Annotated in this window: 22 protein-coding genes; 14 read left to right on the top strand and 8 right to left on the bottom strand. The window is 65.0% G+C overall.

Going from position 1 to position 23865, the window contains the following annotated elements; genetic code table 11:
• Positions 1-18 precede the first annotated feature (18 nt).
• Positions 19-1140 (bottom strand): Nickel transporter NicT, encoded by a 1122-nt coding sequence (gene nicT, locus RFA01S_RS02855; RefSeq protein ID WP_051365299.1) that lies wholly within the window; start codon positions 1138-1140, stop codon positions 19-21.
• 126 nt (positions 1141-1266) lie between these two features.
• The gene (locus RFA01S_RS02850) at positions 1267-1869 is read right to left on the bottom strand and encodes an SACE_7040 family transcriptional regulator (protein WP_032393006.1); all 603 of its coding nucleotides are present in this window, start codon (positions 1867-1869) and stop codon (positions 1267-1269) included.
• 116 nt (positions 1870-1985) lie between these two features.
• On the opposite strand from RFA01S_RS02850, the gene RFA01S_RS02845 reads away from it, so the two are divergent.
• The 6 genes from RFA01S_RS02845 to RFA01S_RS02820 all read left to right on the top strand — a co-directional run bounded on the left by RFA01S_RS02845 (position 1986) and on the right by RFA01S_RS02820 (position 8541).
• Complete coding sequence (locus RFA01S_RS02845; protein ID WP_032408357.1) at positions 1986-3563, top strand: carboxyl transferase domain-containing protein; 1578 nt, start codon at positions 1986-1988, stop codon at positions 3561-3563.
• Positions 3564-3568: 5 nt separating this feature from the next.
• On the top strand, positions 3569-5569 hold the full coding sequence (locus tag RFA01S_RS02840; protein WP_032408519.1) for an acetyl/propionyl/methylcrotonyl-CoA carboxylase subunit alpha: 2001 nt from the start codon (positions 3569-3571) through the stop codon (positions 5567-5569).
• On the top strand, positions 5566-6732 hold the full coding sequence (locus RFA01S_RS02835; protein WP_032408356.1) for an acyl-CoA dehydrogenase family protein: 1167 nt from the start codon (positions 5566-5568) through the stop codon (positions 6730-6732). The genes RFA01S_RS02840 and RFA01S_RS02835 overlap by 4 nt, the downstream gene beginning before the upstream one ends.
• Positions 6729-7214 (top strand): MaoC family dehydratase, encoded by a 486-nt coding sequence (locus tag RFA01S_RS02830; protein ID WP_032408355.1) that lies wholly within the window; start codon positions 6729-6731, stop codon positions 7212-7214. The genes RFA01S_RS02835 and RFA01S_RS02830 overlap by 4 nt, the downstream gene beginning before the upstream one ends.
• Entirely contained in the window at positions 7211-8020 is an 810-nt protein-coding gene (locus tag RFA01S_RS02825) for an HpcH/HpaI aldolase/citrate lyase family protein (protein ID WP_032408354.1), read from the top strand. Before RFA01S_RS02830 ends, RFA01S_RS02825 begins: the two co-directional genes overlap by 4 nt.
• Before the next feature lie 68 nt (positions 8021-8088).
• Positions 8089-8541: a MarR family winged helix-turn-helix transcriptional regulator gene (locus tag RFA01S_RS02820; RefSeq protein WP_032408353.1), complete on the top strand. Its 453-nt coding sequence runs from the start codon at positions 8089-8091 to the stop codon at positions 8539-8541.
• Between the two features lie 2 nt (positions 8542-8543).
• Here RFA01S_RS02820 and bla read toward each other — a convergent pair whose 3' ends face one another.
• The gene (bla, locus tag RFA01S_RS02815) at positions 8544-9440 is read right to left on the bottom strand and encodes a class A beta-lactamase (protein WP_238325187.1); all 897 of its coding nucleotides are present in this window, start codon (positions 9438-9440) and stop codon (positions 8544-8546) included.
• A gap of 257 nt (positions 9441-9697) precedes the next feature.
• Here bla and RFA01S_RS02810 point away from each other — a divergent pair, with 257 nt between their 5' ends.
• Entirely contained in the window at positions 9698-9916 is a 219-nt protein-coding gene (locus tag RFA01S_RS02810; RefSeq protein ID WP_027494722.1) for a hypothetical protein, read from the top strand.
• A 97-nt stretch (positions 9917-10013) separates the two neighbouring features.
• Here the strand turns inward: RFA01S_RS02810 and RFA01S_RS02805 are convergent, their stop codons facing one another.
• Both RFA01S_RS02805 and RFA01S_RS02800 read right to left on the bottom strand, forming a co-directional pair.
• A complete protein-coding gene (locus tag RFA01S_RS02805; protein ID WP_032382313.1) occupies positions 10014-10823 on the bottom strand; it encodes an enoyl-CoA hydratase/isomerase family protein in 810 nt (269 codons plus the stop codon).
• The gene (locus RFA01S_RS02800; protein ID WP_238325186.1) at positions 10807-12342 is read right to left on the bottom strand and encodes an acetyl-CoA acetyltransferase; all 1536 of its coding nucleotides are present in this window, start codon (positions 12340-12342) and stop codon (positions 10807-10809) included. The genes RFA01S_RS02805 and RFA01S_RS02800 overlap by 17 nt, the downstream gene beginning before the upstream one ends.
• A gap of 62 nt (positions 12343-12404) precedes the next feature.
• On the opposite strand from RFA01S_RS02800, the gene RFA01S_RS02795 reads away from it, so the two are divergent.
• Positions 12405-13004 carry a TetR/AcrR family transcriptional regulator gene (locus RFA01S_RS02795; RefSeq protein ID WP_032368726.1) on the top strand — a complete coding sequence of 200 codons (600 nt, stop codon included), beginning with the start codon at positions 12405-12407 and terminating at the stop codon, positions 13002-13004.
• A 60-nt stretch (positions 13005-13064) separates the two neighbouring features.
• Here the strand turns inward: RFA01S_RS02795 and RFA01S_RS02790 are convergent, their stop codons facing one another.
• Together RFA01S_RS02790 and RFA01S_RS02785 are read right to left on the bottom strand one after the other, a co-directional pair.
• Positions 13065-14201, bottom strand: a complete 1137-nt coding sequence (locus RFA01S_RS02790) for a PrpF domain-containing protein (RefSeq protein ID WP_032408518.1) — start codon at positions 14199-14201, stop codon at positions 13065-13067.
• 113 nt (positions 14202-14314) lie between these two features.
• The gene (locus tag RFA01S_RS02785) at positions 14315-15706 is read right to left on the bottom strand and encodes an SLC13 family permease (RefSeq protein ID WP_032373557.1); all 1392 of its coding nucleotides are present in this window, start codon (positions 15704-15706) and stop codon (positions 14315-14317) included.
• Positions 15707-15843: 137 nt separating this feature from the next.
• Here RFA01S_RS02785 and RFA01S_RS02780 point away from each other — a divergent pair, with 137 nt between their 5' ends.
• Positions 15844-16779, top strand: a complete 936-nt coding sequence (locus tag RFA01S_RS02780; RefSeq protein WP_027494728.1) for a LysR family transcriptional regulator — start codon at positions 15844-15846, stop codon at positions 16777-16779.
• On the opposite strand, the gene RFA01S_RS02775 is transcribed toward RFA01S_RS02780, so the two are convergent.
• Entirely contained in the window at positions 16763-17434 is a 672-nt protein-coding gene (locus RFA01S_RS02775; protein ID WP_027494729.1) for a GntR family transcriptional regulator, read from the bottom strand. The genes RFA01S_RS02780 and RFA01S_RS02775 overlap by 17 nt on opposite strands.
• Positions 17435-17600: 166 nt before the next feature.
• On the opposite strand from RFA01S_RS02775, the gene glyA reads away from it, so the two are divergent.
• Genes glyA through RFA01S_RS02750 form a run of 5 tightly spaced genes read left to right on the top strand, consistent with a single transcriptional unit; the run spans position 17601 to position 23854 of the window.
• A complete protein-coding gene (gene glyA / locus RFA01S_RS02770; RefSeq protein ID WP_027494730.1) occupies positions 17601-18881 on the top strand; it encodes a serine hydroxymethyltransferase in 1281 nt (426 codons plus the stop codon).
• Positions 18878-20116 carry a sarcosine oxidase subunit beta family protein gene (locus tag RFA01S_RS02765; RefSeq protein WP_027494731.1) on the top strand — a complete coding sequence of 413 codons (1239 nt, stop codon included), beginning with the start codon at positions 18878-18880 and terminating at the stop codon, positions 20114-20116. Before glyA ends, RFA01S_RS02765 begins: the two co-directional genes overlap by 4 nt.
• Before the next feature lie 51 nt (positions 20117-20167).
• Positions 20168-20446, top strand: coding sequence for a sarcosine oxidase subunit delta (locus RFA01S_RS02760; RefSeq protein ID WP_027494732.1), 279 nt, complete (start codon positions 20168-20170; stop codon positions 20444-20446).
• On the top strand, positions 20443-23286 hold the full coding sequence (locus tag RFA01S_RS02755; RefSeq protein WP_032408350.1) for a 2Fe-2S iron-sulfur cluster-binding protein: 2844 nt from the start codon (positions 20443-20445) through the stop codon (positions 23284-23286). Before RFA01S_RS02760 ends, RFA01S_RS02755 begins: the two co-directional genes overlap by 4 nt.
• Positions 23279-23854, top strand: coding sequence for a sarcosine oxidase subunit gamma (locus RFA01S_RS02750; RefSeq protein ID WP_032408349.1), 576 nt, complete (start codon positions 23279-23281; stop codon positions 23852-23854). Before RFA01S_RS02755 ends, RFA01S_RS02750 begins: the two co-directional genes overlap by 8 nt.
• Positions 23855-23865 lie beyond the last annotated feature (11 nt).

The following is a 23865-nucleotide window of genomic DNA, read 5'->3' as shown; positions in this document are numbered from 1 at the left end:
CGATCCGACGACGAGCAATCACTGGGTCTCCGTTGCGTTCGAGTGTGCGCCACCGCGTTCGTCGATGCGCGCCACCTTGTAATACACGACCGCGCCGATCCAGACAACGAAAAACGTGCCGACGACGAGTTGGCCCGCGAGGTTGAGGTCGATGACGGCCAGTGCGTCCCACAGGCCACCGGTCAGCTCGAACTGCTCGGCAAGCAGCGTCAGCAGCTGGACCGTCCCGATCACCAACGCAACGAAGACCGACAGGCCCGTCATCGTCATGTTGTAGTAGATCTTGCGGACCGGTGTCACGAACGCCCAGCCGTACGCCTTGGACATGAAGATGCCGTCGATCGTGTCCATCGTCGTCATGCCCGCCGCAAACAGGACCGGCAGCGCGATGATGGCCATCGGCGGGAGCCCGCCGGCGATAGCGGTGGTGCCGGCGATCGCGAGTAGACCGACCTGAGTCGCGGTGTCGAAACCGAGTCCGAACAGCAAGCCGAGCGGGTACATCTGCCACGAATGGTTGATCATCTTGTCGTAGCGGCCCCGGAACAGTCGATTCATCAAGCCGCGCTTGGCCAACAGCTCGTCGAGCCCGGCCTCGGTGACGTCACCGCGTTTCGCGCGCCGCCAGACTCCGACGATGCCGGCGAGGACCGCGATGTTCAGCGCGGCGATGAGGTACAGGAAGGTTCCCGACACCAACGTGCCGATGATGCCGCCGACCCCGGCGAACGCGTCCTGAAACGCCGTCGCCTGCGACGCGACGAACGCAATCGCAGCGACGAAGACGAACACGACCGTCGAATGCCCGAGCGAGAAGAACAGCCCGACGGCCAACGGCCGCTTACCCTTCTGCAGCAGAAAGCGGGTGGTGTCGTCGATGGCGGCGATGTGATCGGCGTCGAACGCATGCCTGAGACCGAGGGTGTACGCCAGTACGCCGGCTCCTGCGTAGACGAGAGTGCCGTCGGCTCCGGTGAGGCCGTGGATGCTGGGAATCGAGTCGTAGTGGGTGAACAGCCCCCAACCGATCACATGCAGAGCGGCGATGAAGCCGGCCATCGCCAGCAGTCGCGGCACCTCGTCACGAGTGAATCGACTCTGCCGTCGGCCGATCTCGACGGGCGAAAGTTGGGTCGTCATGTCGATCATTGTCTCCGATAACGACGATTTGCTCTTCCTGTGCGCGGCGCAGAGGTGACCTCAGCGCCCACTATTCGTATCTGCAGGCGGAATCCCGCTTACGTAGTCGAATTGTGGGCGCTGAGATCAGTGCAATACCCCCAATGCCGCCAATGCCATTGCTCGAAGCACCGGTCGAGCATTGCGCGACGGCGTGCGGCCCGCGCTGTAGGGCGTGGAGTTGATGAGTCCGAACACCGCGTGCGCCGTGGTGCGCGCATCGGCCTCGTTCAGTTCCGGGTCGACGGCACACAGGGTCGCCACCCACAGTTCCACGTACTCGCGCTGCATGCGGCGCACCTTGCGTCGCGCCCCCTCAGGGAGGCTCTGCAGGTCGCGATCCTGAATCCGAATGAAAGCCGGTGTCTCGAAAGCGAAGTCGAGGTGGAAGTCGACCAGGGCCGACACCGTCTCCTCATCGACCTTCCGCGAGCCGACCACCTCGCGACCGCCGTCGAGCAGATACTCCGAGATTCCGACCATCAGTTCGACGAGCACCGCCTCCTTGTTCGGGAAGTGGCGATAGACGGCCGGTCCACTGATGCCGACGGCTGCACCCAGATCCTCGAGCCGCACCGACGCGAACCCGCGTTCGGCGAACAGCGATGCCGCGGCATCGAGCAGTTGCTGCCGACGTTCGGCTTTGCGTTGCTCACGCACAGTGGCCGGCTTGACCTCGATCTCCTGCACTGCCACCCCCTCGAACCTGGACTCTCGGTTAATCGTAGTTTACTATCATGTCAGTTATCAACCATTAACTGAACCCTGTGTGACACCGACGTCCAACCCCTGAAGGCGTGCATCTCATGGCGATCGATACCGCTGCCAACCGCGCAGATCATCAGCTACTCACGCAGCAGCTCTCCCAGAAGCTCGCCGTGGCAGCACTCGGCGGTAGCGAGAAGTCCCGGGAACGGCACATCGCCCGCGGCAAGCTGCTCCCCCGCGACCGGGTCGACGAGCTGTTGGATCCGGGTAGCCCGTTCCTCGAGATCGCACCGCTGGCTGCCAACGGCCTGTACGACGACGAGTGCCCCGGGGCAGGCGTGATCGCAGGCATCGGTCGCGTGGCCGGTCGAGAGTGCATCATCATTGCCAACGACGCCACCGTCAAAGGCGGCACGTACTACCCGATGACGGTGAAGAAGCATCTGCGCGCGCAGGAGATCGCCCTGCAGAACACACTGCCGTGCATCTACCTCGTCGACTCCGGTGGCGCATTCCTGCCGCGTCAGGACGAGGTATTTCCTGACCGCGACCACTTCGGACGCATCTTCTTCAACCAGGCGACGATGAGCGCCAAGGGAATTGCGCAGATCGCCGCCGTGATGGGCTCCTGCACCGCGGGCGGGGCATACGTGCCTGCAATGAGCGACGAGGCCATCATCGTCAAGAATCAGGGAACCATCTTCCTCGGCGGCCCGCCCCTGGTGAAAGCTGCGACCGGCGAGGTCGTCACCGCCGAGGAACTCGGTGGCGGAGACCTGCACTCGAAGGTCTCCGGAGTCACCGACCATCTGGCAGACGACGACCGCGACGCATTGCGCCGCGCCCGGAAGATCGTCTCCACCCTCGGGCCCCGCACGCCGCGGCCATGGGATGTCGTTCCCACCCGCGACCCGATCGTCGACCAGAGCGAGATCTACGACGTAGTCCCCACCGACCCACGCACCCCGTACGACGTGCGAGAGGTGATCACCCGGGTGGTCGACGCAGGCGAATTCGACGAGTTCAAAGCCGAATACGGCAAGACACTCGTCACCGGATTCGCCCGCCTCCACGGCCATCCCGTCGGGATCATCGCCAACAACGGTGTGCTGTTCGCCGAATCTGCGATGAAGGGCGCGCATTTCATCGAACTCTGCGACAAGCGCAGCATCCCACTGGTGTTCTTGCAGAACATCACCGGCTTCATGGTCGGCCGAGACTACGAAGCCGGCGGCATCGCCAAGCACGGCGCGAAGATGGTCACCGCAGTGGCCTGCGCCCGCGTTCCGAAGATCACCGTCGTCATCGGCGGCTCGTACGGTGCAGGCAACTACTCCATGTGCGGCAGAGCGTATTCCCCGCGCTTCCTGTTCATGTGGCCGAACGCGCGAATCTCGGTGATGGGCGGTGAACAGGCCGCGTCCGTCCTTGCCACCGTCCGAGGTGACCAACTGGATGCGTCGGGTAATCCGTGGTCGGAGCAAGACCAGGAGGCCTTCAAGGCACCGATTCGAGATCAGTACGAAGGTCAGGGCAACCCCTACTATTCGACGGCCCGGCTGTGGGATGACGGCATCATCGACCCCGCCGACACCAGAACTGTTCTCGGACTGGCACTCTCGGCATGCGCCAATGCGCCGCTCGAGCCGGTCTCCTACGGCGTTTTCCGGATGTGAGAGAGATGACCACGATGTTGGACACCATTCTGATCGCCAACCGCGGTGAGATCGCGGTACGCGTCGCTCGAACGTTGCGCCGCATGGGCATTCGGACCGTCGCCGTCTACAGCGATCCGGACGCCGACGCCCGGCACGTCCGCGAAGCCGATACCGCGGTACGACTCGGCCCTGCCAGCGCACGCGAGAGCTACCTCGACATCGACAAGGTGATCGCCGCCGCGAAAGCCACCGGCGCACAGGGAATTCACCCCGGCTACGGCTTCCTCTCGGAGAACTCCCACTTTGCTGCGGCCTGCGTCGAAGCCGGAATCGCCTTCCTCGGGCCGCCGGAGAAGGCCATCGAGGTGATGGGCGACAAGATCGCCGCCAAGGCCGCGGTCAGCGCCTTCGGTGTCCCGGTTGTACCCGGCATCTCGCGACCGGGACTATCCGACGACGACCTGATCGCCGGTGCACCCGACGTCGGATTCCCGGTCCTGGTCAAACCGTCCGCGGGTGGCGGCGGCAAGGGCATGCGTCTGGTCGAGCGCGCCGAGGATCTGCCTGCCGCGCTGGCCAGTGCCCGCCGCGAGGCGGCCTCCTCGTTCGGCGACGGCACGCTGTTCCTCGAGCGATTCGTGTTGCGGCCCCGGCACATCGAGGTGCAGATCCTCGCCGACGGTCACGGCAACGTCATCCACCTCGGTGAGCGCGAATGCAGCCTGCAGCGACGCCATCAGAAGGTCATCGAAGAAGCGCCGTCCCCACTGCTCGACGCGCAGACCCGAGCGCGTATCGGCGAGGCTGCCTGCAACACCGCTCGCAGCGTCGACTACTCCGGTGCCGGCACCGTGGAGTTCATCGTCTCCGCCGACCACCCCGATGACTTCTTCTTCATGGAGATGAACACTCGACTACAGGTGGAACACCCGGTGACCGAGATGGTCACGGGCATCGACCTCGTGGAGTGGCAGGTCAGGATCGCCGCCGGCGAGTCACTGACGCTGAGTCAGAACGATATTCGACTGACCGGACACGCCATCGAGGCGCGCGTCTACGCCGAGGATCCCGGCCGCGGATTCCTCCCGACCGGCGGCACCGTCGTCGGGTTGCGCGAGCCCACCGGCACGGGCATCCGCGTCGACTCCGGTCTCGCCGTCGGCACCGAGGTGGGCAGCAATTACGACCCCATGCTCTCGAAAGTCATCGCACACGGCCCCGATCGCAGCACAGCGCTGCGCAGCCTGGATCGTGCCCTGGCCGATACCTCGGTACTCGGCGTCGTCACCAACACCGAGTTCGCTCGATTCCTGCTCGCCGACACCGAGGTCCGTGCCGGCAATCTCGACACCGGCCTACTGGACCGCCGCGTCGAGGATTTCGTTGCCGCCGACGCCCCGGACGAGGCGATGATCGCCGCAGCCACCGTCGCCTGGCTCGACACGTGGCAGGAGGCGGGCCAGGACATCTGGGGAATGCCGTCGGGATGGCGGGTGGGAGCGCACGCACCGTTCCAGCTCCGGCTGACGTCCGGCACTCGAACCGCGCACGTGTCCATCACCGGGACACTCGATGCGGCGACGGTCGTCGTCGACGACGACGAAGAACCGCGCCGACTGCGAGCCTCCGCTATCGAGGATTCCATCGACCTCGTTCTCGACGATCGACGCGAGTCGATGACCGTGGCCCGAAACGAATCGTCCACCTGGGTATCCAGCTCACGCGGCACCTGGAGAATCGATCGAATCGCCGAACCCAATGTGCGCGAGGACGACACGCAGTCCGGTGACGCAGAGATCCTCTCGCCGATGCCGGGTTCCATCATCGCGATCGGAACGACCTCCGGCAGCGCCGTCACCGCAGGCACGGCCATCGTCGTCGTCGAGGCGATGAAGATGGAACACACCTTGACCACGCCCATCGACGGCACCGTCGAACTCACAGTCGCAGTAGGAGATCAGGTCCGCGTCGACCAGGTCCTCGCCCGCATCGTTCCCACCGACACCGAAGAGGACAAGTCATGACCGAACATCTGTCGTCGTCCAATCTGCCCGACGAATACCAGCAACTGGTCAAATCCGTGGCGGACTTCACCCGCACCGTCGTCGCGCCGGTCTCGGCGAAACACGATGCCGAGCACTCCTTTCCGTACGAGGTGGTCGCAGGGATGGCCGAGATGGGCCTCTTCGGTCTGCCCTTCCCCGAGGAGTACGGCGGCATGGGCGGCGACTACTTCGCCCTGTGCCTGGCACTCGAAGAGCTCGGCAAGGTCGATCAGAGCGTCGCGGTGACACTCGAGGCAGGCGTCTCGCTCGGAGCCATGCCCGTCTACCGCTTCGGCAACGACGAGCAGAAGCAGCAGTGGCTGCCCAAGCTCACTGCAGGCAAGGCACTGGCTGCCTTCGGGTTGACCGAGCCGGGTGCCGGTAGCGACGCGGGCGGCACCAAGACCACCGCCAAGCGCGACGGCGGTGACTGGATCATCAACGGCAGCAAGCAGTTCATCACCAACTCCGGCACCGACATCACCGAACTCGTGACCGTCACCGCTGTGACCGGCGTCGACGAGACAACAGGACGCAAGCAGATCTCGTCGATCCTGGTGCCCACCGACACGCCCGGGTTCGTGGCCGAAGCGGCGTACAACAAGGTCGGCTGGAATGCCTCGGACACACACCCGCTCAGCTTCACCGATGTACGAGTCCCGCAGGAGAACCTGCTCGGCCAGGAAGGCCGCGGGTACGCGAACTTCCTGCACATCCTCGACGAGGGCCGGATCGCCATTGCTGCCGTATCGGTCGGTGCGGCTCAGGGTTGCGTCGACGAGAGCGTCAAGTACGCCAAGGAGCGCGAGGCATTCGGCGCTCCGATTGCCCGCAATCAGGCGATCTCGTTCAAGATCGCCCGCATGGAGGCACGCGCACACACCGCGCGGACGGCGTACTACGACGCGGCGGCACTGATGTTGGCGGGCAAGCCTTTCAAGAAGGCCGCGTCCATCGCCAAGCTCGTGGCCTCCGAGGCTGCGATGGACAACGCCCGCGACGCGACGCAGATTCACGGCGGCTACGGGTTCATGAACGAATATGTCGTCGCCCGTCACTACCGCGACAGCAAGATCCTCGAAATCGGTGAAGGCACCACCGAGGTTCAGCTGATGCTCATCGCGCGGAGCCTGGGGCTATGAGCGACAAGCGCATTCGGCAACGCGGCCTGTGGTTCGAGGAGATGAAGCTCGGTACCGTCTACGAACATCGCCCCGGACGGACCATCACCGAGGCCGACAACACATCGTTCACCACACAGACGATGAACACCCAGGCCCTGCATCTCGATGCCGCCTACAGTGAGACAACATCTTTCGGTCAACGGCTGGTGAATTCGATGTTCACCGTGTCCACCCTCGTCGGATTGTCGGTGACGCAGCTGACCCAGGGCACGATTGTCGCCAATCTCGGCTTCTCCGAGGTCTCCTTCCCGAAGCCGCTGTTTCACGGCGACACCCTCTACGCGGAGACGGTGATCTCGGACAAGCGCGAATCCAAGTCCCGCCCCGGCGAGGGAATCGTGACGTTCACCCACACCGGTCGAAATCAACACGGTGACGTCGTAGCGATTGCCGTCCGCAAGACTCTCGTCCGGATGCGACCCGAGGACGACGCGTCATGACCTGGATTCCCCCTGGCCCGGCGTGGCTGTTCTGTCCCGCTGATCGACCCGAGCGATACGAGAAGGCAGCGGCCCGAGCCGATGTCGTCATTCTGGATCTCGAGGACGCTGTCGGTGCCGCGGACAAAGCCGGCGCTCGCGAGTCCGTGGTGTCGACACCGCTGGACCCGTCGCGCACCATCGTTCGAGTCAATGCACACGGCACCGAGGACCAGGCCGCCGACCTCGACGCGTTGCAGCGCACCGAGTACACGACCGTCATGTTGCCCAAGTGTGAATCTGCCGCTCAGATAACAGCTCTGGCCTCACTGAATGTCGTCGCACTGATCGAATCCCCCCTCGGGGCGATGACGGTGTTCGACGCACTCGCAGCCGACAATGCCATCGGTGCCATGTGGGGTGCCGAGGATCTGGTCGCTGCGATGGGCGGGAATTCGAGTCGACTGGGCGACGGCCGCTACCGCGATGTCGCACAGCATGTTCGATCGCAGACATTGCTGGCCGCCAAGGCGCGGGGACTGTTCGCGCTCGATTCGGTCTACCTCGACATCCCCGATCTCGACGGGGTGCGCTCCGAGGCCGACGACGCTGTAGCCGTGGGCTTCGACGGCAAAGTGGCCATCCACCCCAGCCACATCCCCGTCATTCGCGAGGCCTATGCGCCCACGGTCGAGGAAATGGACTGGGCCACAGCCGTACTCGACGCCGTCGAGCACAATCGCGGGGTGTTCGCCTTCCGAGGTCAGATGGTGGACGCACCGGTGCTGGCGCATGCTCGACGCATCGTCGCCCGCCGACCGATGTAGTTGCAGACGCCGATTAACGGCAGGCGCTGTACGGTGGCTGTACGAGCATCGGCACGGAAGGCGCAGCAATGACGGCGAAGGACCCCGCCCTGACGGCGCTGGCCCAGAACTGGCTGGCGTTGTCGGTCCTGCACGGTCGCATCGAGAGCCGCATCGAGAAGGCTCTGCAGGCCGGCCACAACCTCAGCGCTCGCGAGTATTGGCTGCTCGACGTCCTGGCACGTCAGCACGACGGGGTGGGCGGACACCTGCAGATGAAGCAGGTGGCCGACGCCGTCGTCCTGAGCCATAGTGCAACGACCCGTCTGGTCACCCGCCTCGAGGACCGCGGGCTGCTCACCCGGTACCTCTGCCCCACCGACCGCCGCGGCATCTACACCGACGTCAGTGACGAAGGCCTGGCTCTGCTCGAGGCAGCGCGGCCGACCAACGACGCGGCCCTGCGTGAGGCCCTCGACGAAGCAGCACGTGAACCGGACCTCGTACCCCTCGTCGACGCCGTCCGCCGATCCGAGAACTGACGTCAATCCAGCTGTTCGACGACCGTCCGAGTCGTATCGGCGACAAGGGCGTTCATGGCCGGTGAGTCCTCCGCACCCGACGTCGTAGCACTGAGGACGACGAGCAGAATCTTCTGACCTTCGGGTCCTAGCACCAGACCCGCGTCGTTGGAGACACCGTAGCTACCGGTTCCGGTCTTGTCGGCCGACGTCCACTGCGGGGGAATGCCCGCGCGGAAGCGGGCCGTGGAGGTTTGGTTGCCCGCCATCCAGTCCAGCAACTGCTGTCGTGATGCCTGCGTCAGTGCGTCGCCGTCGAGCAGGGTCCGGTAGCCGGCGGCCATCGAGTTCGGAGTTGTGGTGTCCCGAGGGTCGTCCGGGATGGCCGTGTTCAACTCCGGCTCGGTGCGATCAAGGCGAAATTCGGTGTCGCCGAGCGATCGCGCGAAGTCGGTGAGCGCCGCTGTGCCACCTGCTTCACGTATCAGCAGATTGCCGGATGTGTTGTCGCTCTTCGTCAACGCTGCGGAGGCGAGATCTGCGAGGGTGACGACCGAGCCGGGTGCCCAATCGACGGCCGACTCGGGCACCTTGTCCTCTGCGGCGATTGTTCTGGTGTCGGTCAGCTGCAGCCTGCCTGCGTCGACGGCAGCGAGTACGGCACCGACGGCGTACACCTTGAACGTCGAGCAGAACGCGAAACGTTCGTCACCGCGATAACTCTGGATGGATCCGGACGTGAGATCGAGTGCGCTGACGCCGAGCCGAGCGCTGTCCCTCGCCTCGAGCTGAGAATATGACTGTTCGGCCATGGCCTGATCGGTCGTGGTCCGAGATGTACTCGCTGCGGATTGCGGTGGCTCGGTAGTGGTCGTCGAGGAGCACGCGACGCCTGCCGTCAACGTTGCCGCCGCGATCACGGTGATCAGTCGGGTGGATGTCGAGGTACGTATGGGGTCATGCGATCACAGAACCTGGGTACGTAGCTACTGGCCCCTCGGCCTTCCATTCCGCTTTCGGCCCAGCAGCTGTTCGCGGGCTCGAGCGCCTGGTTGCGAAAGCCGACCACGCGGGTGCGTGGAACCTTCGGCTCCATTATCGTTACTTCTGGTACGTAACGGAGAGCTCAATCGACCTCGAACGAGCCGCCCGGACGACAACAATCAGGAGGCACTTCATGAACGCCACCACACGCGCGATATTGAGCCCGGTCGTGGGTGCCATCGTCGCGCTGGCAATTCTCTGGGGCGTCGGCGGGGACATCCCGCTCTGGCGAGCCGCATCGATGGTTCTGGTCGGTGCGGGCGTCGTCTTCGGACTGAATTTCGCCTGGGAAGCCAATCCCTGGACCGAGAATCCCACAAGCGACGAGCACGAGCAGGTCACTGCCCGATAGAGGAACACTGCGGGAGGATCACTCGGCTTTCGACGGTGCCTCCCGCACTGCAACCGCCTGAGTAAAGCTTGGATTTCCCACGCTCACGGCCGTGCGTTCACTGCGCGGTCCATGTCGGATCGCGTTTCTGTAGGAATGCGGTGATTCCTTCGACGACGTCCTGCGTGGTGGTGAGTCGATCCAATTCCTGACGGTTCTGTGCCCACGAATCTTTCTCGTGCGCGATGGCACCGTCGGTGATACGTCGGGCCAGACGCTTGGATGCGCGCACCGCCAGCGGAGCGCCTTCAGCACAGAGCCGAGCGAGTTCGAGGGCGGTGTCGAGGACCTCGGTCGGGGCCACAACTCTGTTGACCAATCCCCACCGTGCGGCTTCCTGCGCGGAGATCGGCTGTCCGGTCAAGATCATCTCCAGGGCAATGTGTTCCGGCACCGCGGACATCAGCCGAAAAGCGCCACCTGCACCAGCGATGAGACCACGCCGGATCTCGGGCAGGCCGAACACTGCCGTGTCCGACGCGACGACCATGTCCGAGACCAGCGCGATCTCGGTTCCTCCTCCCATCGCCGACCCGTTCACGGCCGCGATGACCGGGACCGAGATCGGGTGTTGCACAATGCCGGCGAACCCCCAGTGCTCGGTCTCGGGCGGGGTCACCGCGCCGGGTCCTCCGGTGCCGAGGGCCTTCAGATCGGCACCGCCACAGAAAGTCGCCGATCCCGCGCCGGTCAGGACGATGGCTCGGATGTCTCGATCTGCCTCGGCGGACTCCCACGCCTCCCCGAGCAACGTGTGCACGCGGGCGTCGATGCTGTTGGCAGCTCGCGGTCGGTTGATGGTGACGACGAGTACGTGACCTTCCCGCCTGGTCAGTACGACAGGTTCGGTGCTAGCTGCTTCGGACACGGATGTTCCCCTCGATGGTGTCGACAGTGACTGTGGTCCCGATGATTTCGCGTGCCGGGTCGGTTCGATACAGGGACAGCGCACGGGCGCTGGCCGTGTCCCCGGGTGCCGTCTGTGCGGCGACGCGTCGTCCGCGTTCGTCTCTCGCGACGAGGAACGCCTGGTTCGGTTCCTGCTGCCGAGAATGCTCGACGGACACTGTCTCCACCACGAGAGTCCCGTCCTGTACAGGTGCACGAGGCGGTGAATCCGGCGTCAGCACTGCGGGTTCGGGATTTCCTACGTAGCCCTGTGGGTGCTGGTCGCCACCGAGCAGCACCGAGTGGTGATACGTCATATAGCCACCGTTCGCGTGCACCAGTGCGCAGTTCTTGCCGCCGCGAATCTCGCGGACGGATGCGGTGATCGAATGCAGCGAATGACTACTGAGGGGACCACCGAAGGACGAATGACCACCGGTCACACTGGGTACCAATGATTTCGGCGTTCCGAGGTGTCGGGTGGCGAGGGTCGGCACGATCGGGAAGCAGCTGTACACGTCGACCGCGTCGAGTTGTTCGACTCCGATCTCTGCGGCGCGCAAGGCTCGGTCCATCGCATCCTCCATCGCTGGAGACCGGCCGAAATCGCTGCGGTCGAGAATGTCGACCGAATCCTCGGCACCCGCACCACCCCAGACGAACACGATGTCGCCCTCGGGAACACCGCGTTCTCGGGCTTCGGCCAAGCTGGTCACCACGATGCACGCTGCCTGGTCGACGAAGGGCATGGCGTTCATCGACAACGGATACGGCTCGCACACGATGCGGTTCTTCGGCGACGGCGTGCCGATGTCGGCAGCCGTCCGCACTCGCCCGTTCCACGAGTACGGGTTCTTCTGGGCGACAACGGAAAACTCCGCATACAGGTCGCTGCACTCGGCCAGTCGAGACTCCGGATCCAGTCCGGCCTCGAATCTGAAGCGGCTCTCGAACAAGGGATAGATCCGAACCGGAGTGATCAGTCCGGCGTCTTGCATTGCGGCACTTCCGAGTTGATCGAGGTCGAAGGTGGGCGGACCTCCCGGGTCCGCGCTCCATCCCCCATCCCGCACGGGCTCTCGCCCGGCCTTGACCAAGGCACCCATCGAGGCCTGCGCTTCACCGCCCGCGATCACCGCTACCGTCGACTCCCCGGACGCAATGCGCGAGGCTGCGCGATCGAGAAGGCGCGCGGGCCACTGGCCACCGATCGGCGCGTCGAACACATCTGTGGGGGTGGCACCGAATCTACGGGCCAGCGCAGCGGCGGGACTGGCGTAAGCCCAGCTGGCGATGTGGCAGAACGTGATGCTGTCCGCTCTGCGAATCCACGGCTCCGACGTCGGCGAATCCTGGAGTGCCTCGGTGGCAGCGCGCGTGATCAGTTCCATGGGTTCGACGCCCATGGGTTCGCCGCGGCCGCTTGTCTCACCGATAGCCACGATCACCGGAACACGTCTCGGATCCACCGTCGACGCCTCGTGGCGTACTGAACTCATGACCGGGAACCTATTACAGACACAGATTGTCCGCAATGCCGGGTAGGTGTCACAATCCCTGGGTGACCGACAAAACCAGGAGCCGACGGGGTAGGCCGCGTGATCCTGATCTGGAGGACCGCGTCTACGACGCAGTGCTCGAGGTCTACTGGGAGAAAGGCTGGTCGGGTTTCACGCTCGACGCCGTTGCCCGCCGCGCGTCCGTCGGCAGGGCGGCGCTCTACCGACGCTGGGAATCGAAGGGGGCCTTGGTCGTCGATGCGCTCGAAGCTCGAAGTCCGCTCGCGACACCGATCGACCTCGGCAACCTGCGGGCGGATCTCGTCGAATTGGCGGTGCAGCTTCTGCAGGGCTACCGAGGAACGGCCGGTCTCGTCAGCCTGCGCGTCGCCCTCGATGCGCGGGTGCACCCCGACCTACTCGGGCACATGATCGACACACTCAACCGAAGCCGACTGGTTGCGGCCCGGCTGATCGTGCACCGAGCCCAGAAACGGGGCGAATTACCCGAGTCGGCCGATACCACCAGGATTCTCGAACTGGTGACAGGAGCGGTTCTCAGCCATGTCATCTTCTCGCATCACACCGATGCCGATCGAGGCGACACCGAGGACCGCGTCTACGCAGAAAGTCTGGTCGACGCGGTCCTCGGTGGTGTGTAGCTACCGTCGTGCGCGTTTTGCGCGCCTCCAGGTACGCAAAACGCGCACGAGGGAAGCTGCTCAGAACGCGTGCGCACCGACCAGAGCCGGCATCGGCACTACGAAGAGGTCTGCGGTGGCGATGCGTCGCACTGCGCGGTGCAGGGTGACCGATTGAAGTAACCCGTTGCCGTCCACCGTGTAGTCGACCTCGAGCACTCCCGCGGCGGTGCCGATCCGAATTGTTCCTGGACGGCCGGACCCTGCGTTGGCGGTGACGACCCCACCGATGACCGTCGCCGCTGCGGCCACGGCCACCGCGGAAGTCAGTCCGATCGCCGGGTGCGGAGCCATCATCGAGAGCATGCGTACCGAGATGTCGTAGTCGGCGGAGGCAACGTGCTCACCCGTCGTCGTCACGTACTCCCGCGGCGGGCCGACGATCCCGACCTTCGGAATGGCATGCGAAACAGGTTCTTCGGGCTTGCTCAGCCCCATCCGCAGAGCGGCCTGTCGGCGTAGCGCGATCAGAGTGGGGACGTGAGCGGCGACGACATCGTTGGGCTCCGACCCGGTCAATCCGAAATCGGCGGCGTCGAACAATGCGGCGGGTGCGCCCGCCCGAACGAACGTTCCGCGGAACTCGTTGCCGCCGAGAGCGACTCGATCGACCTCGGCACCGGTGGGAAGCATCGTCACTCGATCCGAGGCCGGATCGGTGAAGGTCAACCCCACCGGGACGCCGAGAGCCGTGGTGCCGGGGACGGACGCGTCGCCCTCGGCAGGAATGCGTCCGCCGGGGGTCGCAATCTCCGCCGCCAGAATTGCGCCGGTGTTCTCGTTGCGCATCCGGACCACGGTGACGTGGTCGTCCACGGCGACGAGACCGGTCTGCACGGCGTAGAGGCCGATTGCCGTCGCACAGTTTCCACAGTTGCTGCCCCACTCCACGGTGCGGTTCTCGATGGCGACCTGAGCGAACAGGTAGTCGACATCGATACCGGCTGCGCTGGAGCGTCGCACGATGGCGGCCTTGGAGGTGGTGGAGCTGCCGCCCCCGACCCCGTCGAGCTGACGCGGGTCACCCGATCCGAAGGCCGCGGTCAGGATGTTGTCGAGACCGCCGGCGTCGGCGATGTACGGGTCGATGTCGACCGCGTTGAACAGCCAGCACTTGCTGGTGCCTCCACGCATCCACGTTCCACGAAGAGTGAACATCTGGTGTGCCTTCCGATCAGGATCCGATGCTTCCACCCTGCGACAGAGGATGGTCAAGCACAATTACGAAATATGTTCAGGCCGTGCAGGAGCGCTTAACGCAAGCGTCCCGGTCAGAACAGCTCGGGCACGACCACCAGGATCAACCAGCACAGGGCCGGCGCGATAGCGACGACGATCCCTGCATTGAGCAGCAGTTGACGGTAGAAGCGCGGGCGCTCGATGTTCTGCGCGTTGGCCAGCACGAGCGCACCGTTGGTGGAGAAGGGCGAGACATCGACGACGGTGGCCGAGATGGCCAGAGCAGCGACGACTCCGACGACCGGCAGTGCACCGGTTCCCAGCAGCGGCATGGCCAGCGGAATGACGGCGGCCAGCAGAGCGGTGGAGGACGCGAACGCCGAGGTGATGCCGATGACGTAGCAGAGCACGATGGCCACGATGATCGGAGCACCGATGGTGATCGCCATTTCGGCCAGGTGATCGATGGTGCCCACTTCTTGCAGGATGGAGATGTAGGTGACCATGCCGGCGACCAGCAGAACCGTCGACCAGCTGATGTCTGCGATGGCCTCGTTCTGCTTCTTCAGATCCGTGAACGCCAGAACCGCTCCGGCTCCGATGGCAATGAAGCTGATCGGCAGGTGCAGTACGAGAACGAGTACCAGGAGTGCGCCGATGAGGAAGAGCGTGAGCTTCTGGACGAACGTGACCGGGGCCGGGGCGTCGACCAGTGTAGTTGTGGTCGGACGAGTGAGCACCTGGGTGCTGCCGCCTGCCGAGCTGCCGCCGCCGGTACCGCCGCCGGTGGGGACGGACGTCTTGACCGGCGTTCCGCCGACGGGGCCGCTACCGGGAGCGGGATCGGTGGACCCCGTTGCGGTGTACTCGAAGCCCTTCATGCGGGCCAGGGCTGCGTAGCCGACAACCGTCAGCACCGAGAGCAGCAGGTTGATGCCGTAGCTGGCGAAGAACAGCGTCCACGGGTTCAGGGCGAGGCCGTTGTTCTCGACGATGTCGCGAACCAGTACACCGGAGACGGAGATCGGGGAGAACGCGCCTGCATGGGCACCGTTGATCACCATGATGCCCATGACCAGCGGGCTCATGCCGGTTCGAGCTGCGAACGCCATTGCGGCAGGCACGATCAGCGCCACCGCGGCGGGGCTGAAGGTACCGAGTGCAGTCAGGACCGAGGCGACGAAGAAGAACACCCACGGAACGACCGTCACCCGGCCGTGCACCGCTCTGATGCAGCTGTTGACCAACAGATCGATGGTGCCGTTGCGTTTGGCCATACCGAAGAAGTAGGTGACGCCGACGATGGTCAACACGATCGAGCTGGGGAACTCGTTCAGGATTTCCTTGTCGTCGAATCCCAGTGCGAAGTACCCGACCACGAAGGCACCGATGAAGCCGAGGATGCCGATGTTGATCGGGAAGAAGGTTGCGATCACGAACATCGCAACCAATGCGATGAGCGGGAGGATCTCGATGGAGGTCATGGGCGTCTTTCAGGTGGCTGGTAAGTGCTCGGTTACATCCGCACTCGAACGTTGTCCCTGTCACATTATTGACGCCGGCCTTTTAGGACAATATCGTTTTGCTACCTGGTCGTTTAGCTGAGCTGAAAGATATCCGTATGAACCACACGTTCGACGTCGTGACGTTGTTTCTTCTTCTCGACATCGCCGAGGCCGGCTCACTGACCGCAGGTGCCGAACGAGCGAACATGACGCCCTCCGCGGCGTCCCAACGCATCAGCAAACTCGAACACGGCATCAAACAACCGGTGTTGACCCGCCTGCCACGCGGCGTACAACTCACCGAAGCCGGCGAAATCCTCACCAGCCGCGCCCGGCTGTTTCGACGGGAGATGCGCGCCGCGAGCGGCGACCTCGAAGCGATCCGAGGGCTCGAACGCGGTTCGGTTCGACTCGGCTCGTTTCCCACGGTCAGCGCGTCGCTGCTCTCGGACGCGCTGAAGGACTATCACTCACGATGGCCCGGTGTGGACGTCCGCGTGCGATCGGCGGTGCGCCCGCAGTTGCTCGACATGCTGCATTCGAGCGAAATCGACCTGGCGCTGCTGTGGAGCTATGCCTGGACGGAAGAGGCCGAACGATCACTGTCACTCGAGCCGCTGATGGAAGACCCGACCGTGCTGCTGCTGCCGATCGACGACGATCGGGTGCAGCACGATGTGTCGCTGCACGATCTTCGTGACGCACGATGGATCATCCGCAGCAACGACCACCCGGCTGCCGAAGTTCTCTATCGCAGTTGTCGCGTAGCAGGATTCGAGCCCGACGTCGTCTACGAGGCACACGACTATCAGGAGATCGAGGCCATGGTGGCTGCCGGTGTCGGCATCGCAATGGTGCCCGGGTTGTCGGTCATTCACCATCGACCCGACGTCACCACCATCGACTTCCCCGACACGGATCGGGTACCGACGCGCGTCATCTACATCGCGTCACTCGCCAGGCGTCAGTACACCCCGGCGATGTATGCCATCTCGACCGCATTGCGCGGTGCGGCCGAGCGCATCGCAGCTGCGACTACAGCAGTTCCCTGATGGCGTTCTCGAAGCCGGTGACGTGTTCGAGGGTCAGTTCGGCCGCGGTGTCCGCATCGCCGTCGATGATCGCCTGCAGCAACACGACGTGCTCACGGACATGGCCGGCCACGTTAGGCAGTCGGTCGAGAAACAGGCACCAGATGCGCGTGGCGTGCGCGTCGAGGCTGACCAGAATGTCTTCGAGGTGAGGATTGCCCGACGCCCGATAGATCTCTCGATGCACCGCAACATCTTTGCGCAGCACCTCGCGTGAATCGTCGGTGTCGTCGATGCTCGCGATGGAGGCCGCGAGCTCGGCCAGCCGGTCTCGAGCCGCCCGTGTCGCGGTCCGCGCCGCACGAGCCGAGGCCGCCGGCTCGAGCTGCTTGCGGATCTCCGAGATGTTGGCCAGGTCGGTCATGTCGACGGCGGTCGCGAAGGTTCCGCGTCGGGGATACGCGACGACGAGGCGCTCACGTTCGAGTCGTTTCAGACCCTCACGAATCGGTGTGCGCCCCAGCCCCAATTGCTCGGCCAGGCGGTCGTCGTTGATCGGTTCACCGGGACGAATTTCCAACATGATCAGCTGCTCACGCACTATTTCGTAGGCTCGATCGGCGTTGGTTCCGACAAACTGCGTTGCATCCATCACCGGCTGAATTTCGATCGTCATCTTGTCTGCTCACTCCCGGTCGACGCCCCGCCCTTGACGGCTCTGCTTTGTGATCTTACTCTATTGGCATCTTGATATATCAGTTCCAGATCATTGATCTTCCAGAAGGGCGGCCATCTTGACGCAGGACTTCGCACCGACAGCGACGGCACCGCACCCGAGAGGCGTGACGAACCGAGTACTCGCCGATCTCGACCCCGAGGTGCACCGCGCGATCAGTGCCGAGCTCGGCCGCCAGCAGAACACCCTCGAAATGATCGCGAGCGAGAACTTCGCACCCTTGGCCGTCATGCAGGCGCAGGGTTCGGTACTGACGAACAAGTACGCCGAGGGCTACCCCGGCCGGCGCTACTACGGCGGATGCGAAAACGTCGACGTCATCGAGCAACTCGCGATCGACCGGCTCAACGCCTTGTTCGGATCGTCGTTCGCCAACGTGCAGCCGCACTCCGGTGCGCAGGCCAATGCCGCTGCCATGGCGGCACTGCTGCAGCCGGGCGATTCGATTCTCGGTCTCGCACTCGCCCACGGCGGACACCTCACGCACGGCATGAAGCTGAACTTCTCCGGCAAGCTGTACGACGTCTCGGCCTACCACGTCCGCGAAGACGACCATCTCGTCGACATGGCAGAGGTGGAGCGCCTCGCCCACGAGCACCGTCCCAAGCTGATCATGGCCGGTTGGTCCGCCTACCCGCGCCACCTCGACTTCGCCGAATTCCGCCGCATCGCAGACGAAGTCGGTGCCTACCTGATGGTGGACATGGCGCACTTCGCCGGCCTGGTCGCCGCCGGACTGCACCCGTCACCGGTACCGCACGCGCACGTGGTCACCTCGACGACGCACAAGACGCTCGGCGGACCGCGCGGCGGCGTCATCATCACCAACGACGCCGCGCTGGCGAAGAAGTTCAACTCCTCGGTCTTTCCCGGTCAGCAGGGCGGGCCCCTCGAACACGTCATCGCCGGCAAGGCCGTCGCCTTCAAACTTGCTGCAGAAGAGGACTTTCGGGAACGGCAGCAGCGCACCCTCGAAGGCGCGAAGATCTTGGCCGATCGACTGTTGACCGACGACGCAGCAGCCGCAGGCATCGACGTGGTCTCGGGCGGCACCGACGTCCACCTCGTTCTCGTGGACCTGCGCAAGTCCGAACTGGACGGCAAGCAGGCCGAGGACAGACTCCATCACGTCGGAATCACCGTGAACCGCAACGCAGTTCCGTTCGATCCACGGCCACCCATGGTGAGCTCCGGAGTCCGCATCGGCACCCCGGCCCTCGCGACCCGCGGCCTGGACGCCACGGCCTTCGCCGAGGTCTCCGACGTCATCGCCCACGCGTTGCGTCCCGACACCGACGACCGCGGACTCGATGCACTGCGAATCCGGGTCGAAGCCGTCGCCGCGCAGTTCCCCCTCTACTCCGACCTGACGGAAGGCTACCGATGACCGCCCCCGTAACCCCTCCGGGCGCACATCTGCCCGACCACCCGGACTTCCTGTGGCGCAACCCCGAGCCGAAGAAGTCGTACGACGTCGTGATCATCGGCGGCGGCGGACACGGCCTGGCCACCGCGCACTACCTCGCCAAGAACCACGGCATCACCAATGTGGCTGTGCTGGAGAAGGGGTGGCTCGCCGGCGGAAACATGGCGCGCAACACCACCCTCATCCGGTCCAACTACCTGTGGGACGAGAGCGCGCGCATCTACGAGCACTCGCTGAAGCTGTGGGAAGGGCTCGCCGACGACCTCGACTACCCCATCCTGTTCAGCCAGCGCGGCGTCCTCAACCTCGCGCACAGTCTGCAGGACGTGCGCGACAGCGTGCGACGCGTCGAGGCCAACCGACTCAACGGCATCGACGCTCAGTGGGTCGACCCCGACGAGGTCAAGAAGCTGTGCCCGATCGTCAACATCTCCAGCGACATTCGCTACCCGGTGCTCGGTGCGACGTACCAGCCACGCGCCGGCATCGCCAAGCACGACTACGTCGCCTGGGGATTTGCCCGACGCGCCGACGCGGCCGGTATCGACATCATCCAGAACTGTGAGGTCACCGGCTTCACCACCGACGGCAACCGCGTCACCGGGGTCAAGACCACGCGTGGCGACATCGCCACCGGCCAGGTCGCGCTGTGCGCAGCCGGGCACACCTCGACGCTGACGGACATGCTCGGCATCAAGACTCCGCTGCAGAGCCATCCGCTGCAGGCCCTCGTCTCGGAGTTGCTCGAGCCCGTGCATCCCACGGTCGTCATGTCGAATGCCGTGCACGTGTACGTCTCTCAGGCCCACAAGGGCGAACTGGTGATGGGTGCGGGCGTCGACTCCTACAACGGCTACGGCCAGCGCGGTGCGTTCCACATCATCGAACGGCAGATGGCAGCTGCAGTCGAGTTGTTCCCCGTCTTCGCTCGCGCGCACCTGCTGCGCACCTGGGCCGGCATCGTGGACGTCTGCCCCGATGCCTCCCCCATCGTCGGACGCACGCCGTTCGACAACGTGTTCCTCAATTGCGGTTGGGGTACAGGCGGATTCAAGGCCACCCCCGGTGCCGGTTGGTGCCTGGCCGACACCATCGCCAACGACGAGGTCCACGAGTACATCGCACCGTTCAGTCTGGACCGATTCGTCACCGGCGCGCTGGTGGACGAGCACGGTGCCGCAGGCGTGGCTCACTAGTTTCTCCGCCCCGACACACGCAGCACCCGAACGAGAAATCTTGGAGTGGCAATGCAATTGATCGAATGCCCGTGGTGCGGGAGTCGAGAAGAGACCGAGTTCCACTACGGCGGCCAGGCGCACATCGCCTACCCCGAGGATCCCTCGGCTCTGACCGACGAACAGTGGGCGCACTTCGTGTTCTTCCGCGACAACCCCAAGGGGCTCTTTGCGGAACGGTGGAGCCACAGCGCGGGCTGTCGGCGTTGGTTCAACGCCGTGCGGGACACCGCCACCTATCGAATCCACAGTGTCTATCGCCTCGACGACCCGAAGCCGGTGAACCCATGACCGCATTCCGCACCGCATCCGGCGGCCGCATCGACCGCACGAGCACCTTCGACTTCACGTTCGGCGGCTCGGCCCTGCAGGGCCACCCGGGCGACACGCTGGCATCTGCGTTGCTCGCCAACGGTATTCATCAGGTGACCACCAGCATCAAGCTCGGCAGGCCCCGTGGATTCACCGCTGCATGGGCCGAGGACACCGGCGGACTCGTACAGATCGAGGAGCCGTTCCCCGAGCCGATGCTGCTCGCCACGACGATCGAGCTGTACGACGGCCTGGTCGCTCGGGGCATCCCCGGACAGGGGCGTCTCGCCGAGATCTCCGACTCCGCCAAGTACGACGCCACGCACGCCCACGCCGACCTGTTGGTCGTCGGCGCCGGCCCGGCCGGTCTGACGGCCGCTCTGGTCGCCGCCCGCAGTGGCGCTCGCGTGGTCGTCGTCGACGATCAGAGTGAATTCGGCGGCTCCCTGCTCGGCTCCGACGACGTCATCGACGGACGGCCGGCCCTGGACTGGGTTGCCGACGCGGTGGCCGACTTGTCGACCTTCCCCGACGTGACGTTGCTGCGCCGCACCACCGCGTTCGGTTCCTACGACGACGGCTTCGTGCTCGCCCTCGAGCGTCGCACCGATCACCTGGGCTTGGAAGCTCCTGCAGCGCTGAGCCGTCAGCGAGTCTGGCGTATTCGCTCGCGTCACATCCTGGTGGCCACCGGCGCCCACGAGCGGCCCGTCGTCTTCACCGACAACGACCGACCCGGAATCATGTTGGCGCACAGTGCACGTACGTTCCTGCATCGCTACGGCGTGACGGTAGGAACCGAGGCCGTGGTGTTCACCACCAACGACAGCGCGTACAAGGCAGCCGTCGATGTGCACGACGCCGGGGTCCGCATCGCGCGCATCGTCGATGCCCGCTCCGAGGCACCGGAACACTGGCTCGGCCCGTGCCGCGAGCGCGGTATCGAGGTGCGCACCGGCAGCGTCGTATCCGGCACCCGCGGCGACACCCGCGTCACTCATGCATTGGTGACCGGTGCCGACGGTGCCACCGACACCGTGGCGTGCGACGTACTGCTCGTCAGCGGTGGCTGGAACCCCGCCGTCCACCTGTTCAGCCAGGCCCGCGGAAAGCTGCGCTACGACGGCGAACTCGGTGCGTTCGTCCCGGCGGACGACGTCGAGGGCATCAGCGTAGCCGGATCGGCCTCGGGAGTGTTCGATCTGGCAGGATGCCTCCGCGACGGCAACTCGGCCGCGGCAGGTGTGCTGACCCGTCTCGGCTTCGACATCACCGAAACACCGCCTCCAGCACCCGAATCCGTGCCGATCACCGAGTCACTGGTGCTGTGGCGGGTGCGCGACGACTTCGGAGCCGACAGCCAGTTCGTCGACGTGCAGCGAGACGCGACGGTGGCCGATCTGGTCCGCGCCGTCGGTGCAGGCATGTCGTCGATGGAACACATCAAGCGCTACACCACGATCGGCACCGCGCACGATCAGGGCAAGACCTCCGGTGTGGTGTCCTCGGGCATCGTGGCGGAGCTGCTCGACAAGCCGGTGGAGAACCTGGGCACCACCACCTTCCGACCGCCGTACACCCCGGTGGCGTTCGCGGCGTTGGCCGGCCGCAACCGCGGCATGGCCTTCGACCCGGAACGGGTTACTGCAGTGCATGATTGGCACGTCGCCCGCGGCGCGGTCTTCGAGGACGTCGGACAGTGGAAGCGGCCCCGCTACTACCCGCTAGCCGGCGAGGAGATGCACGACGCCGTGCTCCGCGAGTGCGCGGCCGTGCGTGCGAGCGTCGGCATGCTCGACGGTTCGACACTGGGCAAGATCGACGTACAGGGCCCCGACGCCGGTGTGGTGCTGGACATGTTCTACACGAACATGATGAGCAACTTGAAGGTCGGCATGGTTCGCTACGGCGTGATGTGCGGTGCCGACGGCATGGTGATCGACGACGGCACCGTGATGCGGTTGGCGGACGACCGATTCCAGGTGTTCACCACCACGGGCGGCGCAGCAGGAATGCTCGACTGGATGGAGGAGTGGCTGCAGACCGAATGGCCGCACCTCGCGGTTCGGCTGACGTCGGTGACCGAGCAGTGGGCCACGTTCCCCGTCGTCGGACCGCGCTCCCGCGACCTCGTCGGCGAGATCTTCCCCGAGCTCGACGTCTCCAACGAGGCGTTCCCGTTCATGGCCTGGCGTGACGCCTCGGTCGACGGTGTGCCGGTACGCGTGGCGCGCATCAGCTTCTCCGGTGAACTGGCCTTCGAAGTGAACATCGATTCTTGGCACGCCCACGCACTGTGGTCGCGGCTGATCGATGCGGGCGAGAAGTACGGCATCACCCCCTACGGCACCGAGACCATGCACGTGCTGCGGGCCGAGAAGGGCTACCCGATCGTCGGCCAGGACACCGACGGGACCGTCACCCCACAGGACCTCGGTATGAGCTGGGCGGTATCGAAGAAGAAGCTCGACTTCATCGGAAAGCGCTCGTTCGACCGTGCCGAGAACCGGAACCCGTTGCGCAAGCAGTTCGTCGGGCTCCTGCCCGTCGATCGGGAGACCGTCCTCCCCGAGGGCTCGCAGATCATCGAGCACTCCGAGAGCGGCGTCCTCCCCGAGCTTCCGGTTCCGATGCTCGGCCACGTCACGTCGAGTTACGCCAGCGCAGAATTGGGCAGGCCGTTCGGGCTGGCCCTGCTCGAGGCCGGGCGTGACCGACTCGGCGACATCCTGCACGTCCCGGTGGGCGACACCCTCGTCGCCGTGGAAGTCACCGGCTCCGTACTCGTCGACCCGGAAGGTAACCGCCGTGATGGCTGACCGACTCGCCGCCAGAAGCCCACTCGCAGAAACAGTTCTGCCGGACTCGTCTGCTGTCCGCATCGTGGAGGAGCCGTTCCTGGCCGGGATCGACCTGTGGGTCGACCCGAGCGGGCCGGGCGGTGCCGCTGCCTCGACCGAGCTCGGCACGGAGCTGCCCGGCCCCGGACGCGTTGCCGAGGGCGCGAACACCACCGCGATCTGGCTCGGCCCGGAGGAGTGGCTGATCATCGGGGCGGGCCTCGATCCGGTCGAACTCGAACACCGTCTCGGCTCGGCCGTTCGTGAGCATCGCGGTGCGGCAACCGATGTGTCCGCACAGCGAACCAGTCTGCGGCTGAGCGGTTCCAGGGCCCGCGACGTGTTGGCGAAGGGGTGCTCGATCGATCTGCACCCTCGCGTCTTCCCGGCCGGGTCGACGGTACAGACCATGCTGGCGATGGCAGGCATGATTCTCATTGCCTGTGACGACACCGGAACGGACTATCGTATCCTCGTGCGCTCGTCGTTCGCACGCTATCTCGCAGCCTGGCTGACCGACGCGGCCGAGGAATACACCGACGTCTGATCGTCCCGTTG

Origin of the sequence: Rhodococcoides fascians NBRC 12155 = LMG 3623, assembly GCF_001894785.1 — a bacterium.
Taxonomy (GTDB): Bacteria; Actinomycetota; Actinomycetes; order Mycobacteriales; family Mycobacteriaceae; genus Rhodococcoides; species Rhodococcoides fascians.
Note: the sequence above shows the minus strand (reverse complement) of the source record. Positions and strands in the feature narration are given on the sequence as shown.

Bases quoted from the DNA above. Each gene is read 5' to 3' on its own strand.
- RFA01S_RS02810 (WP_027494722.1), top strand. From the start codon at position 9,698: ATGAACGCCACCACACGCGCGATATTGAGCCCGGTCGTGGGTGCCATC.
- RFA01S_RS02830 (WP_032408355.1), top strand. From the start codon at position 6,729: ATGAGCGACAAGCGCATTCGGCAACGCGGCCTGTGGTTCGAGGAGATG.
- RFA01S_RS02790 (WP_032408518.1), bottom strand. From the start codon at position 14,201: ATGTTCACTCTTCGTGGAACGTGGATGCGTGGAGGCACCAGCAAGTGC.
- RFA01S_RS02780 (WP_027494728.1), top strand. From the start codon at position 15,844: ATGAACCACACGTTCGACGTCGTGACGTTGTTTCTTCTTCTCGACATC.
- RFA01S_RS02775 (WP_027494729.1), bottom strand. From the start codon at position 17,434: ATGACGATCGAAATTCAGCCGGTGATGGATGCAACGCAGTTTGTCGGA.
- RFA01S_RS02760 (WP_027494732.1), top strand. From the start codon at position 20,168: ATGCAATTGATCGAATGCCCGTGGTGCGGGAGTCGAGAAGAGACCGAG.
- RFA01S_RS02835 (WP_032408356.1), top strand. From the start codon at position 5,566: ATGACCGAACATCTGTCGTCGTCCAATCTGCCCGACGAATACCAGCAA.
- RFA01S_RS02845 (WP_032408357.1), top strand. From the start codon at position 1,986: ATGGCGATCGATACCGCTGCCAACCGCGCAGATCATCAGCTACTCACG.
- RFA01S_RS02785 (WP_032373557.1), bottom strand. From the start codon at position 15,706: ATGACCTCCATCGAGATCCTCCCGCTCATCGCATTGGTTGCGATGTTC.
- RFA01S_RS02800 (WP_238325186.1), bottom strand. From the start codon at position 12,342: ATGAGTTCAGTACGCCACGAGGCGTCGACGGTGGATCCGAGACGTGTT.
- RFA01S_RS02765 (WP_027494731.1), top strand. From the start codon at position 18,878: ATGACCGCCCCCGTAACCCCTCCGGGCGCACATCTGCCCGACCACCCG.
- RFA01S_RS02750 (WP_032408349.1), top strand. From the start codon at position 23,279: ATGGCTGACCGACTCGCCGCCAGAAGCCCACTCGCAGAAACAGTTCTG.
- RFA01S_RS02825 (WP_032408354.1), top strand. From the start codon at position 7,211: ATGACCTGGATTCCCCCTGGCCCGGCGTGGCTGTTCTGTCCCGCTGAT.
- nicT (WP_051365299.1), bottom strand. From the start codon at position 1,140: ATGACGACCCAACTTTCGCCCGTCGAGATCGGCCGACGGCAGAGTCGA.
- RFA01S_RS02820 (WP_032408353.1), top strand. From the start codon at position 8,089: ATGACGGCGAAGGACCCCGCCCTGACGGCGCTGGCCCAGAACTGGCTG.
- RFA01S_RS02755 (WP_032408350.1), top strand. From the start codon at position 20,443: ATGACCGCATTCCGCACCGCATCCGGCGGCCGCATCGACCGCACGAGC.
- RFA01S_RS02840 (WP_032408519.1), top strand. From the start codon at position 3,569: ATGACCACGATGTTGGACACCATTCTGATCGCCAACCGCGGTGAGATC.